This window comes from Mesorhizobium sp. WSM4813 (assembly GCF_055811555.1).
Genome location: NZ_JBVVQU010000012.1, coordinates 24,105 through 39,260 on the forward strand (window position 1 = coordinate 24,105; position 15,156 = coordinate 39,260).

The 15,156-nt window shown below is 62.2% G+C and carries 12 protein-coding genes and 1 riboswitch; of the genes, 9 read left to right on the forward strand and 3 right to left on the reverse strand.

Features of this window, described 5'->3' with window-relative positions; translation table 11 throughout:
• Positions 1–25: 25 nt before the first annotated feature.
• From AC0L25_RS09005 to AC0L25_RS09035, 7 genes are all read left to right on the forward strand, one after another.
• Complete coding sequence (locus AC0L25_RS09005) at positions 26–907, forward strand: cytochrome b/b6 domain-containing protein (protein WP_473595174.1); 882 nt, start codon at positions 26–28, stop codon at positions 905–907.
• A gap of 1 nt (position 908) precedes the next feature.
• Positions 909–1,697: a molybdopterin-binding protein gene (locus AC0L25_RS09010; protein ID WP_473595175.1), complete on the forward strand. Its 789-nt coding sequence runs from the start codon at positions 909–911 to the stop codon at positions 1,695–1,697.
• Between the two features lie 179 nt (positions 1,698–1,876).
• Positions 1,877–1,963, forward strand: a riboswitch (glycine riboswitch).
• Positions 1,964–2,111: 148 nt separating this feature from the next.
• On the forward strand, positions 2,112–3,212 hold the full coding sequence (gene gcvT / locus AC0L25_RS09015; protein WP_473595176.1) for a glycine cleavage system aminomethyltransferase GcvT: 1,101 nt from the start codon (positions 2,112–2,114) through the stop codon (positions 3,210–3,212).
• Positions 3,213–3,217: 5 nt separating this feature from the next.
• Positions 3,218–3,586 carry a glycine cleavage system protein GcvH gene (gcvH, locus tag AC0L25_RS09020; RefSeq protein WP_473595177.1) on the forward strand — a complete coding sequence of 123 codons (369 nt, stop codon included), beginning with the start codon at positions 3,218–3,220 and terminating at the stop codon, positions 3,584–3,586.
• A 16-nt stretch (positions 3,587–3,602) separates the two neighbouring features.
• Positions 3,603–6,413 carry an aminomethyl-transferring glycine dehydrogenase gene (gene gcvP, locus AC0L25_RS09025; protein ID WP_473595178.1) on the forward strand — a complete coding sequence of 937 codons (2,811 nt, stop codon included), beginning with the start codon at positions 3,603–3,605 and terminating at the stop codon, positions 6,411–6,413.
• A gap of 235 nt (positions 6,414–6,648) precedes the next feature.
• Positions 6,649–8,700 (forward strand): DNA topoisomerase IV subunit B, encoded by a 2,052-nt coding sequence (gene parE / locus AC0L25_RS09030; protein WP_473595179.1) that lies wholly within the window; start codon positions 6,649–6,651, stop codon positions 8,698–8,700.
• A 297-nt stretch (positions 8,701–8,997) separates the two neighbouring features.
• On the forward strand, positions 8,998–9,672 hold the full coding sequence (locus AC0L25_RS09035; RefSeq protein WP_473595180.1) for an outer membrane protein: 675 nt from the start codon (positions 8,998–9,000) through the stop codon (positions 9,670–9,672).
• Between the two features lie 88 nt (positions 9,673–9,760).
• On the opposite strand, the gene AC0L25_RS09040 is transcribed toward AC0L25_RS09035, so the two are convergent.
• A complete protein-coding gene (locus tag AC0L25_RS09040; protein WP_473595181.1) occupies positions 9,761–10,882 on the reverse strand; it encodes a DUF2336 domain-containing protein in 1,122 nt (373 codons plus the stop codon).
• Between the two features lie 214 nt (positions 10,883–11,096).
• On the opposite strand from AC0L25_RS09040, the gene AC0L25_RS09045 reads away from it, so the two are divergent.
• Positions 11,097–11,573: a MaoC family dehydratase gene (locus AC0L25_RS09045; protein WP_473595182.1), complete on the forward strand. Its 477-nt coding sequence runs from the start codon at positions 11,097–11,099 to the stop codon at positions 11,571–11,573.
• Between the two features lie 3 nt (positions 11,574–11,576).
• On the forward strand, positions 11,577–12,458 hold the full coding sequence (locus AC0L25_RS09050) for an HpcH/HpaI aldolase/citrate lyase family protein (RefSeq protein WP_473595183.1): 882 nt from the start codon (positions 11,577–11,579) through the stop codon (positions 12,456–12,458).
• A 189-nt stretch (positions 12,459–12,647) separates the two neighbouring features.
• Here the strand turns inward: AC0L25_RS09050 and AC0L25_RS09055 are convergent, their stop codons facing one another.
• Both AC0L25_RS09055 and AC0L25_RS09060 read right to left on the reverse strand, forming a co-directional pair.
• Positions 12,648–13,619, reverse strand: a complete 972-nt coding sequence (locus tag AC0L25_RS09055; protein ID WP_473595260.1) for a sensor histidine kinase — start codon at positions 13,617–13,619, stop codon at positions 12,648–12,650.
• A 77-nt stretch (positions 13,620–13,696) separates the two neighbouring features.
• Positions 13,697–15,136: a DUF7125 family protein gene (locus AC0L25_RS09060; RefSeq protein ID WP_473595184.1), complete on the reverse strand. Its 1,440-nt coding sequence runs from the start codon at positions 15,134–15,136 to the stop codon at positions 13,697–13,699.
• Between the last annotated feature and the right edge of the window lie 20 nt (positions 15,137–15,156).

Consider the following 15,156-nt stretch of genomic DNA (forward strand, 5'->3'; position numbering starts at 1 on the left):
TGAACGGCCGGGAGAACGCGAAAGAATGGAATCGGTTGCCAGGAGCCAATCCACCGTCGGGCCAGATACTGCCCTCCCGAAAGATGCGACGCTGATCTACCGGCAGTCGCGCTGGACGCGGCTGACGCACTGGCTCTGGGCCATTTCGCTGTTCTTCATGCTGCTTTCCGGCCTGCAGATATTCAACGCCCGCCCCCAGCTCTATATCGGCAAGGAGTCGGGATTCGCCTATAACAACACCGTCTTCGCCATCGGCGCCGAGAACACCGCCAACGGCCCGCGCGGCTACACCGAAATCTTCGGCAAACGCTTCGATACCACCGGCGTGCTCGGCTGGTCGGGGCCAGCGGGGCGGGAGACGTCCCGCGCCTTCCCGTCCTGGGCGACGATCCCCTCCTACTACGATCTCGGCACCGCCCGCGTCGTCCATTTCTTCTTCGCCTGGATACTGACCACGGCACTGGTCATCTGGCTGGCCGCCAGTCTGGTCAACGGCCACCTGCGCCGCGATCTTGTCCCACGCATCGACGATCTCAGGCGCTTGCCGCGAGACATCGTCGATCATGCCAAATTCAAGTTCCACCACACGCGCGAATACAACACGCTGCAGAAGATGGCCTATGGCGGCGTGATGTTCGTGCTGCTGCCGCTGATGATCATCACCGGCCTTGCCATGTCGCCGAGCATGAACGCGGTGCTGCCGTTCCTCAACGATCTGCTCGGCGGCCGGCAGACGGCGCGGACGATTCATTTCATCGTGATGCTGCTGCTCGTCGCCTTCTTCATCATCCATATCCTGATGATCTTCGCCGCCGGCCCGATCAACGAGCTGCGTTCCATCATCACCGGCTGGTACCGAACCGACCCGCCGGCGCCTGGCAGCAAGACGCCCGAGAGGAGTGCGTGAGATGGCGAAGTTTGTGATCAGCCGCAGGAAATTCCTGACCTCGGCCAGCCTCGGCGTCTCCGGTATCATGCTGTCGGGTTGCGATGCCTTCGACAGCCAGCTTCGCGTCGGCGACGGCCTGCGCAGCTTCCTCGAAGGCGCCAACGGGCTAACCTGGCGCGCGCAACGCCTGCTCGCCGGCGATTCGCTGGCGCCGGAATTCACCGAAGCCGACATTCGCCAGCCGCAACGGCCGAACGGCGTCACCGCGCCGGAGGACGATGTCTACAAGGGCCTGCTCGCCAACAATTTCGCCGACTGGCGGCTAGAGGTTTCCGGCCTCGTCGAAAAGTCGCTGTCGCTAACCCGCGAGCAGCTGATGAACATGCCAAGTCGCACCCAGATCACCCGCCACGACTGCGTCGAAGGCTGGAGTTGCATCGCCAAATGGACCGGCACGCCGCTGTCGCTGGTGCTTGATCAGGCGGTGGTCAAGCCGCAGGCGCGCTACGTCATGTTCCATTGCCTCGACACGATCGACCGCAGCCTGTCTGGCGACATCAAATATTACGGGTCGATCGACCTGATCGATGCCCGTCACCCGCAGACGATCCTTGCCTATGGCTTGAACGGCAAGCCGCTGCCGGTCGAGAACGGCGCGCCGTTGCGTGTCCGTGTCGAGCGCCAGATCGGCTACAAGATGCCGAAATATCTCCGTAAGATCGAACTGGTCGACGATTTCGCCACTATCGGCGGCGGCAGGGGCGGCTACTGGGAGGACAATGGCTACGACTGGTACGGCGGCATTTGACCGAACCCGGAACGACGCTCAGTAATCACCGTCGCTGTCATCGCCGGCGCTACGTCAGCAGTATCTTGAGAAAACCCGACGGCGTGGTTAGCGAAGACTTGTCGGTAAGGTGTCGCTGGCAGGTGACAAGGTGTCGCCCACAGGTTATGGATGACGAGTCGAGGGCTCAAATTGAGTCCTACCTGTTTGCGGGAGAGAGCAGCGAGAGCTGCCGCCGAAGGGGAAATCGCCCGAAATCTCTCAGGCAAAAGAACCGTAGACGGGAAAGACACTCTGGAAAGTCGGGGCTTGCCCCCGCGCCGAAGGTGTAAGCGCTGCCGACAGAGTTACGGGGCGCGAGTCTCTCAGGCTTCAGACAGAGGGGCACGGACTGGTCGCCATTCGCGGCCGATTGCGTGCGACTCTGGAGATGACATGACGGGCGACGACACCAAACACCTTCCCCTCGAAGATCTGCACGTGGCCGCCGGTGCGCGCTTTGGCGCGTTCGCCGGCTGGTCGATGCCGCTGACCTATCCGGCCGGCGTGATGAAGGAGCACCTTCATACCCGCGAGCATGCCGGGCTGTTCGACATCTCGCACATGAAGCTGTTCGAGATCAGTGGCTCGGGCAGCGTCGCGCTTCTGAACCGAGCCTGTCCGTTCGACGCCGGCGCACTTGAGATTTCCCAATCCAAATACACGTTCTTTCTCAATGAAGCGGCCGGCATCGTTGACGATCTGATCGTCACCAGGCTTGGCCAGGCGCGCTTCATGATCGTCGCCAATGCCGGCAATGCCGAAGCCGACGAAAAACACCTTCGTGAGCTTGCCGAGAATTTCGATGCCAAGGTGGACGCACTCGACCGCGTCTTCCTGGCGGTCCAAGGACCCGAAGCCTGGGCCGCCTTGTCCCGCGCCGGCATCGAGACCGGATCGCTGCTGTTCATGCACGGCTTTGAACCCCGCGAGAACTGGTTCATGAGCCGGTCGGGCTATACCGGTGAAGACGGTTTCGAGATCGGCCTGCCGGCAGCGAATGCGCGAAATCTCGTCGCCAAACTGCTCGAGGACGAGCGCGTGATGTGGGTTGGGCTGGCCGCCCGTGACAGCCTGCGGCTCGAAGCGGGGCTGTGCCTGCACGGACTGGACATCACGCCTGAGATCGACCCGGCCAGCGCCGGGCTGATGTGGGCGATCCCGAAGGAGGTTCGCGCCTCTGGCGCTTTCATCGGCGCCGACGCATTGCGTTCAATCCTGGAGCGCGGCCCGGCGCAGAAGCGCGTCGGCCTGAAGTCGGAAGGCCGCCAGCCGGTGCGCACCGGCGCTGCCCTTTTCGACGCCGACGGCAATCCCGCCGGCCACGTCACCTCCGGCGGCTTCGGCCCCTCGGCCGCCCATCCGGTCGCCATGGGTTATGTCCAGACGTCGCTGGCCAAACCAGGCACGAAACTCTTCGCCGACGTTCGCGGGACGAAAATCCCGGTCGATATCAATCCCCTGCCCTTCACGCCCCATCGCTACCGCAAAGGATGAATTTCATGGCAAAGACCTATTTCACCAAAGATCACGAATGGCTCCGCGTCGAAGGCGGTATCGCCACCGTTGGCATCACCGACTACGCGCAGGAACAGCTCGGCGATCTCGTCTTCGTCGAATTGCCGGAGCTTGGGAAAAAGCTGGCCAAGGGCGATACGGCCGTCGTGGTCGAATCCGTCAAGGCGGCATCGGACGTCTATGCACCGGCCGACGGCGAGATCACCGAGGCCAACACCTCGCTTTCCTCCGACCCGTCCTTGGTCAATTCGGCGGCGACCAGCGACGGCTGGCTGTGGAAGATGAGGCTGGCCGATGAAAGCCAACTCGAAGGCCTCCTGGATGAGGCAGCCTACAAAGCCCATATTGGTTGATAGCAGGACCAGGAAGATGACCGCAGCACCCTACGCCTTCTCGGCCCGCCATATTGGCCCCGGCCTCAATGATGTCAGAGCCATGCTGGCGACGATCGGCGTTCCCTCAGTCGAGACGCTGATCAGCCAGGCAGTGCCGAAATCGATCCGGCTCGACCGGCCGCTGGCCTTGCCCGCCCCCGCGAGCGAAGCGGAGGCGCTGGCCGAGCTTTCAGCGACGATGGCGAAAAATAAAGTTCTGAAGAGCTTCATCGGCGCCGGCTACCACTGCGTCCACGTGCCGCCGGTCATCCAGCGCAATCTGTTCGAGAATCCGGCCTGGTATACGGCCTACACGCCCTACCAGGCCGAGATCAGTCAGGGCCGGCTCGAAATGCTGTTCAATTTCCAGACGCTGGTCACTGAGCTGACCGGGCTGCCGGTGGCGTCTGCCTCGCTGCTCGATGAAGCGACAGCGGTGGCCGAGGCGGTCGGAATTGCGTTACGCCATCATCGCGACAAGCGGACCAAGGTGGCGCTTGCCGGCACCCCGCACCCGCAGACGCTCGACGTCGTGCGCACCCGCGCTGAACCGCTCGGCATCGAGGTCGACGGCGATACGATCGACGACAACACCGCCGCTCTGCTGGTCTCTTGGCCCGATACATTTGGCGTCTACGGCGACCACAAGGCGGCAATCGAGAAGGCCCGCGCCATCGGCGCGCTGGTCGTCTTCATTGCCGATCCGCTTGCCCTGACGCTGACCGACGCGCCGGCTAAGCTTGGCGCCGACATCGCCGTCGGCCCGATGCAGCGTTTCGGCGTGCCGATGGGCTTTGGCGGGCCGCACGCCGCCTACTGCGCCGTTTCCGACAGGCTGACGCGGCTGATGCCCGGCCGCCTTGTCGGTCAGTCCACCGACAGCAAGGGCCGGCCCGGCTATCGCCTTGCGCTGCAGACGCGCGAACAGCATATCCGCCGCGACAAGGCGACCTCCAACATCTGCACCGCGCAGGCGCTGCTCGCAAACATGGCGACGGCCTATGCGATCTGGCATGGCCCTGCCGGGCTGCAGGCGATTGCCGGCCGAATCCATTCATTGGCCAACCGGCTGGCAGCCGGTCTCACCGCGTCAGGAATTTCGGTGCTTGGCGCAAGCCGCTTCGACACGGTGACGGTGGAAGTGAAAGGCAGAGCCGGCGCGATCGCCGCGGCTGCTGAAAAGACCGGCCGATTGCTGCGCGTCATCGACGCCGACCACATCGGCATAAGCTTTGACGAGACCTCGACCGTTGCCGATCTGGACACCATCGCAGCACTGTTCGGCGCCAAGGCAGGCGCCGTTACCAGCAGCACCATGCCCGGAAAGCCGCGCGGCAAGGCGTTTCTCAGCCAGCCGGTCTTCCAGGAAAACCACTCGGAAACGGAGATGATGCGCTTCTTGCGACGGCTGGCCGACAAGGACCTGGCGCTCGACCGCGCCATGATCCCGCTCGGCTCCTGCACGATGAAGCTCAACGCCGCCGCCGAGATGATACCGGTGAGCTGGCCAAGCGTCGCCAATCTGCATCCATTCGCGCCGGCCGAGCATTCGGCGGGCTATCGCGCGATGGTCGGCGAACTGGAAGGCTGGCTGTCGGAGATCACCGGCTTCGATGCGGTCAGCCTGCAGCCCAATGCCGGCAGCCAGGGCGAGTATGCCGGGCTGCTCGCCATTCGCAGCTATCACCGCTCGCGCGGCGAAGGCCACCGCACCGTCTGCCTGATTCCGTCATCCGCGCATGGCACCAATCCGGCGAGTGCGGCGATGGCCGGCATGAGCGTCGTCGTCGTGCGTTGCTTGGAAGACGGCAATATCGACATGGACGATATGAGTGCCAAGGCCAACGAGCATTCCAAGAATCTCGCCGCGCTTATGTTCACCTATCCCTCGACGCATGGCGTATACGAGGAAGGCGCGCGCCACCTCTGCGCCCTCATCCACGAGCACGGCGGCCAGGTCTATTTCGACGGCGCCAACCTCAACGCCTTGGTCGGCCTCGCTCGCCCCGGCGACATCGGCGCCGACGTCTGCCACATGAACCTGCACAAGACCTTTTGCATCCCGCATGGCGGCGGCGGTCCCGGCGTCGGCCCGATCGGCGTCAAGGCGCATCTGAAGCCGTATCTGCCCGGCCACGTCACCGAAGGCTCGGGCCATGCCGTGTCGGCCGCACCGTTCGGCAGCGCTTCGATCCTGCCGATCACCTGGATGTATATCCGCATGATGGGCGCTTCCGGCCTCAAGCAGGCCACCGAGACGGCGATCGTTTCCGCCAACTACGTGGCGACGCGGCTCGCACCGCACTTCCCGCTCCTCTACAAGGGCAGGCACGATCGCATCGCCCATGAGTGCATCCTCGACACCCGCGTGCTCAAGGAGAGCTCCGGCATCAGCGTTGACGATATCGCCAAGCGGCTGATCGATTATGGTTTCCATGCACCGACCATGTCGTTTCCGGTGGCCGGCACGCTAATGATCGAGCCGACCGAATCCGAGCCCAAGAGCGAACTCGATCGCTTCTGCGAGGCGATGACCGCGATATCGGGCGAGGCAGCCAAGGTGGCGAAAGGCGAATGGCCCCTAGCCGACAATCCGCTGGTCAATGCGCCGCATACCGCGGCCGAGGCGCTGGCCGGCCAGTGGACCCATCCCTATTCGCGGCTGGAGGCGGCCTACCCGGCCGGTGATGCCGACACATCAGCCAAATACTGGCCGCCGGTGTCGCGCATCGACAATGTCGCCGGCGACCGAAACCTCGTCTGCTCCTGCCCGCCGCTGTCGGAGTATCTGGGGGCGGCGGAGTAGAACCAGCCGACTGCGAAGCAGACTGCCCCCTCATTCCCGCGCACACGCAATGAGGGTGGCCGATGCGGCAACCCCCTGGAGGCCGGAGTTTTCGACCCATTTCCGCCGCTTGGTTGTCGGATGGTTTTGCAGTAAGAGGCTCTATCCTCGAACGTAACAGGAACCTCCGTCGCCTGCCCGCAAAAAGCGTGGCAGTATCGGGTGGTGATTCGCAGCATCGGAATCCAGGACCAGCATGGACGACAATAACGATCTTTTCGGCACTATGGACAAGCAGCCGCAACCGGTTCGCGCAACCGCGCGCCCGGCTGACCCGCTGGTGCAGGCGGCGAAGCGCCCGGCATCCCGCGACAGCAGCGAGAGCTACAGTGCCGCCGACATCGAGGTTCTGGAAGGGCTGGAGCCGGTGCGGCGGCGACCCGGCATGTATATCGGCGGCACCGACGACAAGGCGATGCACCATTTGTTCGCCGAGGTCATCGACAACGCGATGGACGAGGCGGTCGCCGGCCACGCGACCTTCATCGATGTCGAGCTTTCGGCCGATGGATATCTGGCCGTGACCGACAATGGCCGCGGCATTCCGGTCGATCCGCATCCGAAATTCAAGAAGCCGGCGCTCGAAGTCATCATGACCACGTTGCATTCGGGCGGCAAGTTCGACAGCAAGGTCTACGAAACCTCAGGCGGCCTGCACGGGGTCGGCGTCTCCGTCGTCAACGCGCTGTCGGACCATCTCGAGGTCGAAGTCGCGCGCGGGCGCCAGCTCTATCGCCAGCGTTTTTCGCGCGGCGTTCCGGTGACCGGCCTGGAGCAGCTCGGCGAGGTGCATAACCGGCGCGGCACCAAGATACGCTTCCATCCCGACGAGCAGATCTTCGGCAAGGGTGCGGCATTCGAGCCGGCGCGGCTCTACCGCATGACGCGCTCGAAGGCCTATCTGTTCGGCGGCGTCGAAATCCGCTGGACCTGCGACCCCTCGCTGATCAAGGAGAAGGACACGACGCCGGCCAAGGCCGAGTTCCATTTTCCCGGTGGCCTCAAGGACTATCTGAAAGCCTCGCTCGGCGACGAATTCCAGGTCACCCGCGAAATCTTCGCCGGCAAGAGCGACAGGCAAGGCGGCCACGGCTCGCTCGAATGGGCAGTGACCTGGTTCGGCGGCGACGGGTTCCTCAATTCCTACTGCAACACCATCCCGACCGGCGAAGGCGGCACGCACGAGGCCGGCTTCCGCAACGTTTTGACGCGCGGCCTACGCGCCTATGCCGATCTGGTCGGCAACAAGCGTGCTTCGATCGTCACCTCTGAAGACGTCATGATCTCGGCGGCGGGCATGCTGTCGGTGTTCATCCGCGAGCCGGAATTCGTCGGCCAGACCAAGGACAGGCTGGCGACGATCGAGGCGATCAGGATCGTCGAGACCGCCATCCGAGACCCCTTCGATCACTGGCTGGCCGACAACCCGCAGGAAGCTTCGAAGCTGCTCGAATGGGTGATCGCGCGTGCCGACGAACGGGTGCGCCGCCGCCAGGAAAAGGAAGTCTCGCGCAAGAGCGCGGTGCGCAAGCTGCGGCTGCCCGGCAAGCTCGCCGACTGCACGCAGAATGCCGCTGCCGGCGCCGAGCTTTTCATCGTCGAGGGCGATTCGGCCGGTGGCTCGGCGAAACAGGCGCGCGACCGCGCCAGCCAGGCAGTGCTGCCGCTGCGCGGCAAGATCCTCAACGTCGCCAGCGCCGGCAACGACAAGCTTGCCGGCAACCAGCAGATTTCCGACCTGATCCAGGCGCTTGGTTGTGGCACGCGCTCGAAATACCGCGATCAGGATCTGCGCTACGACCGGGTCATCATCATGACCGACGCCGACGTCGACGGCGCCCACATCGCCTCGTTGCTGATCACCTTCTTCTATCAGGAGATGCCGAGCCTGGTCCGCGACGGCCATCTCTATCTGGCGGTGCCGCCGCTCTACTCGATCCGGCAAGGCGGCAAGGTCGCCTATGCCCGCGACGATGCGCACAAGGACGAACTTCTGCGGACCGAGTTCACCGGGCGCGGCAAGGTCGAAATCGGCCGCTTCAAGGGCCTGGGCGAAATGATGGCCGCCCAGCTCAAGGAAACCACCATGGACCCGAGGAAGCGCACGCTGCTCAGGGTCGATGTGATCGACGCCGAGGCGGCGACCAAGGATGCGGTCGACGCGCTGATGGGCACCAAACCGGAAGCCCGCTTCCGCTTCATCCAGGAACGTGCGGAATTCGCCGAGACGGAAGTGCTGGACATCTGAGCGTCTTCTGTTCGGCGAACCGCAAACGGCGACCGTCACTGTTGCAAGGCAGTATGTGGCTGGCATCACCGTGCGAAGCGAGGCAACGCCTGTGATGCTTTGTCGTGTCAAGCAGCGCTGAAAGCGCCGAAATAGTTGAGTCTGCTGCTTTGAAATCCGACGACTTCTGCAATTTCGTGTCCTATTTGCAACAAAAAAGAGGAACCGTTGTCCAACCGCCGCGAAGGGAGAGCGCACATATGGACCAAAGCCAGCAGTCTAAGGTAGTGGTTTGATATCAATATTAGGGGGCAAATTATGCGCAAGATTCTTCTCGCATCCATTCTCGTTATAGGCTCATCCGAGGTTGCGATCTCGGCCGACGCTGTGATCGATACACTTCCCGTTGAGTCGGGCTACAACTGGAGCGGCGCCTATTTGGGCGGATTTATCGGCTACGGTTTTGGTGACACCGAACATCTCAATCCGCCCGGTGAGACGGGAGATCTGGACATCGACGGGGTCATTGGCGGCGTCGCCCTGGGCTACAACTACCAGATGGACCAATACGTTCTTGGCGTCGAGGCAGACATTGCCTGGTCGGGCATAGAAGGTTCCCACGGGCCAGCTTTGTTCAACTCGTTCAATTGCGGGTCGGGCGCGTGCGAGACGGAAGTCAACTGGCTTGCCACAATTCGCGGCAGGGCGGGCTATGCTTTCGACAATATTCTGCCATACGTAACCGGTGGTGTGGCGATCGGAGGCGTGGATGCACGCATCGAAAATGCTCCCACGTTGCAAGACGGCGAGGAGACTCAGGTCGGCTGGACGGTGGGTGCAGGTATTGAATACGGCATCACGCAGCAATGGACTGCCAAGGTCGAGTATCTCTACACTGATCTCGGAGATTGGCGCTACGACAGCGACGGCTCCGACTTCAGCGCCACGGCAGAGTTCTCGACCGTGAAGTTCGGCGTCAATTACCGATTCTGAACATCGGCCGGTCCTGATTTCTTGCTCGGGTGTTGTAAAATGCCCGAGCTTCTGGCTTGCCGGCAACCGCAGACAGTCCGTTTGAGTGTCAGGCCGCCGCTATTGCCAGCGCATGGCCGCGCGCGTTTTCGCGCAGCGCATCGAGATGGATTGATTTTACCAATCCGGCGAGATCGCCTTCGGCGGACTGCCCGCCCAATTCCTTCAGCATCAGCCAGCTGACTTCCTGGACGCCTGCAAGGCGCTTGCCATTGGCGACCTCGCGCCAGATCTTCAGCGCACGCAGGATGATCGCGTGCGTGGCCGCGGCCAAGCCGGCGCTGCGGAACAGTGCCTGCAGCGCCACGTCGTGCCCGCCGGCCAGAAGCGCCCTCACCCGTGGTTCGGATTGCTGGCTGAGCGCGACCAGCGCCGAGCCGAAGAAATCGACCTTGCCATGCGCGATGGTGCGAATGATGAAGCTTGCGGTCAGGTCGCCGCGCAGGCGCAGATGCTCGATGAGCGCCGCATGTTCCTCCTGGCGCGTGCCTTCGATCAGCGTCAGGGAAGCCTTGACGCAGGCGTCGCGCATGACGCGCTCGGCTCTGGCATGGCCCATCAGCGCCACCACCAGCGGCGAGCCTTTAAGCGTTTCACCAAGTTTAATCAGCAGCATATGCCGGCAGTCGGCGGGCAGACGCGCATCTGATATCAGCGCTTCGCGCATCGAAGGCAGATGGCCATGGCGTTCGGCGATACGGCGGAAGCTGAGCGAAGCGATGTCGGCGCCGCTGTTGGCGAGAAGCGTGGCGCAGGCCTCCGGCTCGCCGATTTCGGCAATCGCCGCGGCAACCGCCATGGAGACGCGCGCACGATCGGCGATCAGTTTCTGCGTCGCGTTCTGGCCGCCGGCAACGCGGTCGATCAGATCAGCATCGGTCAGCAGCGGCGAACGTGCCAGCACCAGGCTTGCGACTTCCGGTTGATCGGACGCCAGTGCGCTGATGATCTGCAGCGGCGCGTGATGGCTCATCGACAGCGCCTCTGCAATAGCCAGCCGCACTTTCGACGAAGCATCGTCGAGCAGCAGCGTCAGCGCGGCCTCCGCCGCGCAGCGGTCCTCGAAATGCAAATCGGCATTGATGTAGGCGCGAGCCAGAGCGCTTGCCGCAGCAGCGCGCTCCGAAACCTTGGCCGTGTAGATCCATTTCAGGAAATGCGAAACAACCATGCCGTCCGCTACGCCCCTAACCCGAGTCCGTTCCCGCCCCAGTGAAGACCGTAGGCAGAAATGGTTTACGAACGGTTCACCATGTTTGTTAACTGGCTTGCGAGCGCGGTATGCAGCGCCTATCAACCCCTTAGAGCGGACGCACAGAAGTACGCTCTAACACTTTGAATCTTCGCATCGTGCTTTCCGAACATCGATTCCGATTTTCAGGCCGATGCGGCAGCGGAGGAGATCGAGCATGGCCGGGCTTTATCTGGAAGAGTTCGTCGTCGGCCATGTCTTCCGGCACACGCTGCGGAAAACCGTCACCGAAAGCGACAACATGCTGTTTTCGGTAATGACGCTGAACCCGCAACCGCTGCACATCGATTTCGACTTCGCCGCAAAGAGCGAATGGGGCAAGCCGCTGGTCAATTCGCTGTTCACGCTGGGCCTGATGATCGGCATTTCGGTGAACGACATCACCGTCGGCTCCACCATCGCCAATCTCGGCATGAAGGAGACGGTGTTTCCGCATCCTGTCTTCCACGGCGACACCATCCGCGTCGAGACGACGGTGGTGTCGGTGCGCGACTCCAGGTCGAAGCCGGACCGCGGCATCGTCGAATTCGAGCACCGCGCCTATAATCAGAACGACGTGCTCGTCGCCAAATGCACGAGGCAGGCGATGATGATGAAGAAGGCGGCCTGACCGATGCGCTCGCTGCTGTTCGTTCCCGGCGATTCCGAAAAGAAGCTGGAAAAGGCCTTTGACGCCGGCGCCGACGTGGTCATCGTCGATCTCGAGGATTCGGTCGCGCCACAAAACAAGGCTCTGGCACGAGACGTCGCCGCACGCTTCATCCCCGAACAAAGGCATCAAACCAGATCCGCAATCTATGTCCGCATCAACGATCTCTCGACCGGCCTAACGGATGACGATCTGGCGGCACTCCTGCCAGTGAAACCCGACGGCATCATGCTGCCGAAGTCGAACAGCGGACAGGATGTCCAGCATCTCTCGGCCAAGCTCAGAGTGCACGAGGCCGAAAGCGGGCTGCCGGATGGTGCGATAAAAATCCTGCCGATCATCACCGAAACAGCTGCCGGCGTGCTGGCGGCTGCGACCTACGCCAACGCAAGCGTGCGGCTTGTCGGTATCACTTGGGGCGCGGAAGATCTCTCGGCAGCAATCGGTGCGCGCACGGCCCGCGACGAGAATGGCCGCTACACCAATGTGTTCCGCTTTGCCCGCACAATGACCATCCTTGCCGCGGCTGCCGCGGAAGTCGCGGCGATTGACACGGTTTTCCCCAGTTTTCGCGACATGGCCGGCTTCGAGGCGGAATGCGCCGAGGCAGAGCGCGACGGCTTCACCGGCAAGATGGCGATCCATCCGGCGCAAGTGCCGGTCATCAACGCCGCCTTCACGCCGTCGGCCGAGGCGGTGAAGCACTCTCTGGCGATCGTCCAGGCTTTCGAGGCGGCTGGAAATCCCGGCGTCGTTGGCATCGGCGGCAAGATGTACGACCGGCCGCATTTGCGGCTAGCCGAGCGGCTTCTGGCACGCGCCAGGGCGACCGGAGTTTTGGCCTGATTTGGTCTGATGGCGCGATGCCGGGCCCTTCCGACGGGGCTGCTCGCGTTCCTGCCGGGAGGCGGCTCATCAGTTCCGCGAATTGACCGGGCGACCAGATACCAGGAACAGCCCGATAGGCCTGCCGCTCATCATGCGCAGCACTGATCATGGCGTTTCCCGCCGCAACGAGCCAACGGTGCCGCCAGACTAGTCGGTTGGTTCTGGAGAGAGGCGGGAAAGTAGACCGCGGATCGAGAAATGCAGGCCGTCCGGCGCGAAGATAAGATCAGGAGGCTCTCCAAACAGGCTTGTCAAAGCGGCGCGCATATACCGTGTTCCATATCCTACTCGCGAGGGTTCGACGACCGACGGCCCACCCGATTCGGTCCACCTCAGCGTCAGCGTTGGTTCCGGGCTCGAGGCGATCTTCCATTCCAAACGAACCTTGCCTTCGGGCTGGGATAAGCCACCATATTTGATGGCGTTTGTCGCGAGTTCATGAAGGCAGAGGGCGAGGGTTGTGGCGGCCTCGCGCGAAAGCGGCACCTCAGGTCCCTCAATGCTGATGCCGCTTTGTCCGTCCGAGCTGTACGGCGCAAGGATCGAATTCGGGACATCCATCAAGGGCACCGTCTCACCTCCTGCATCAAAGACCGCAGAATGAACATTCGACAACGCTCTCAATCGTCCTTTGAAGTCTTCCGCCAAGCCGTCTGCCGAGGTTGCGCCGCGCTGCGTCATTTCGAAGATGGATACGACGCTTGCCAGGATGTTTTTCACCCGATGATTGAGCTCGCGCCGCAGCTCCGTCTCCCGCTCGAGGTAATCGCGCACGTCGCGCTGACGGGCTCTGGTGAGGAGTGCGGACTGGATGCCGCTTATCAGTTCCAGCGCCGCCACGGGACGTTGATAGAATATCTGGCGTGAATGTGGCCAAGCAGCACTCAGGGCCGCCTGGATGCGCGACTGGGACGCCGCACGGTCGAGAAGGACTACGATTGGGATTTCCGACCAGTTCGGCTGGCGCTGAAGGAATCTGGCGATTGTAGCGGTTGCCGCTGGATCTAGGGCTTCATGCGTAACGACAAGCACTCCGGGGGATTCTTTAAGCAGATTCTCCAAATCTGCGGTGTTGGCAGTTTTGGCATGAACGCCGCGCTCTTGCAGCAGGGAGGCCATGTACGAGGCATCCTTGCGATAGGGCGCCAAAATGAGCGCCCAATCGAGTGTTTCCAGGCCGTTGTTCTCCGTGTCACTCACGTCTCAGGCAAAGGATTATAGGCAACAACCGAAACACCGGAACTCGCGATGAAGAGCTCCCGGACATCGAGGTCGTGCGGGCCGTGGCGCTTCTTGACGACCGTGATGTTGCGCCTTAGCCGGCCCTCATGCTCGGCCATGCGAAGAAGAAGCACCGTATCGCCGAGAAAACTGACATCCACGTCGATCCCGACATTCTGTCCGAGCAACCCGTGCTGAGCGACAATGAGCATGGTCAGCACGTCCGCACGTGCGAGATGCTTCAAGAGAGACTGGATATCGAGCACCGCTTTTTCGCGATGAGGCAGCGAATTCAGATAGCCGGTGAAGCTATCAATCACCACAACGCGAGTATTATTGCGGCTGACCACTTGCTGCACGATCTGGCCGAATTCGCCCGGCGAGATTTCGTTCGGGCTGAAATCGTAGATGACGAGTTGACCGTCCTTGTAGAACTGCCGCAGGTCCATCCCCAAGCCCTCGGACCGGCGAAAAAAGGTTTCCAGCCGCTCTTCAAACAGGAACAGGGCAACATTCTCGCCTCGCTGGAGAGCCGCTGTGGCGTAAAGCGACGACATCGTTGATTTGCCAGTCCCAGACTGACCGATCACCAGCGTTATCGTTCCCGATTCTTGGCCCCCGCCGAACATCTCGTCGAGAGCGTCGACCCCAGATTTGATCAGTTGCGGCTTGGCGACTTCGGGAGGCGACCCGGGTACAATCCGCGGAAACACGACGACGCCTTCGCCCTCGCGAATGGCCATGTCGTGATACCCGTCGGCATACGGCACGCCCCGCATCTTGCTGACCTCAATACGCCGGCGCACGGCTCCATAATCCTCGAGCGATTTATCAAGCCGGATGACGCCATGAGCAATACCCTCGATCTCTTCGCCGTTGTGATCACCGCCTCTCGTTTGAGTGTCGAGCAAAACCGCCACAATGCCGCGCTTGGCCAGAAAGGCCTTGAAGCCAATCAGTTCGCGGCGAAACCTCGGCGTGTCGCCGGTGATCAGCCGGATTTCAAGCAGGGAGTCGTAAACCAGCCTGTGTGGTTTGTGTTCTTCGATCGCGCGTTCGATCGTCTTGCGCGTCTCATCCAACCGAAGGTCGGCGGTCTGGAAAATGCTTTGATCGGCCGCGCCACTCACGGTCTCAGAAGCTGAAAGCTCTTCGACACGAATTCCGTCGAGCGTCCAGCCGTGTGAAGACGCAATCGCCTGGAGTTCAGAGGCGGTTTGCGAAAGACTGACATAGATGCAGCGTTCACCGGCCGCCACCCCAGCGCGCAAAAATTGCAAGGCAGTGGTTGTCTTGCCTGCCCCTGGATCGCCCTGCACTATGTAGAAGTTCGAAGCGGGCAGTCCACCGCGAAGAATTTCGTCCAAGCCGCCAATACCGGAACTTACAACGGGCTGTCTCTTTCGCTCTGCCATGTCCGCCTCGTGTCCAACAG

Bases quoted from the DNA above. Each gene is read 5' to 3' on its own strand.
- AC0L25_RS09005 (WP_473595174.1), top strand. From the start codon at position 26: ATGGAATCGGTTGCCAGGAGCCAATCCACCGTCGGGCCAGATACTGCC.
- AC0L25_RS09010 (WP_473595175.1), top strand. From the start codon at position 909: ATGGCGAAGTTTGTGATCAGCCGCAGGAAATTCCTGACCTCGGCCAGC.
- gcvT (WP_473595176.1), top strand. From the start codon at position 2,112: ATGACGGGCGACGACACCAAACACCTTCCCCTCGAAGATCTGCACGTG.
- gcvH (WP_473595177.1), top strand. From the start codon at position 3,218: ATGGCAAAGACCTATTTCACCAAAGATCACGAATGGCTCCGCGTCGAA.
- gcvP (WP_473595178.1), top strand. From the start codon at position 3,603: ATGACCGCAGCACCCTACGCCTTCTCGGCCCGCCATATTGGCCCCGGC.
- parE (WP_473595179.1), top strand. From the start codon at position 6,649: ATGGACGACAATAACGATCTTTTCGGCACTATGGACAAGCAGCCGCAA.
- AC0L25_RS09035 (WP_473595180.1), top strand. From the start codon at position 8,998: ATGCGCAAGATTCTTCTCGCATCCATTCTCGTTATAGGCTCATCCGAG.
- AC0L25_RS09040 (WP_473595181.1), bottom strand. From the start codon at position 10,882: ATGGTTGTTTCGCATTTCCTGAAATGGATCTACACGGCCAAGGTTTCG.
- AC0L25_RS09045 (WP_473595182.1), top strand. From the start codon at position 11,097: ATGCGGCAGCGGAGGAGATCGAGCATGGCCGGGCTTTATCTGGAAGAG.
- AC0L25_RS09050 (WP_473595183.1), top strand. From the start codon at position 11,577: ATGCGCTCGCTGCTGTTCGTTCCCGGCGATTCCGAAAAGAAGCTGGAA.
- AC0L25_RS09055 (WP_473595260.1), bottom strand. From the start codon at position 13,619: ATGGCCTCCCTGCTGCAAGAGCGCGGCGTTCATGCCAAAACTGCCAAC.
- AC0L25_RS09060 (WP_473595184.1), bottom strand. From the start codon at position 15,136: ATGGCAGAGCGAAAGAGACAGCCCGTTGTAAGTTCCGGTATTGGCGGC.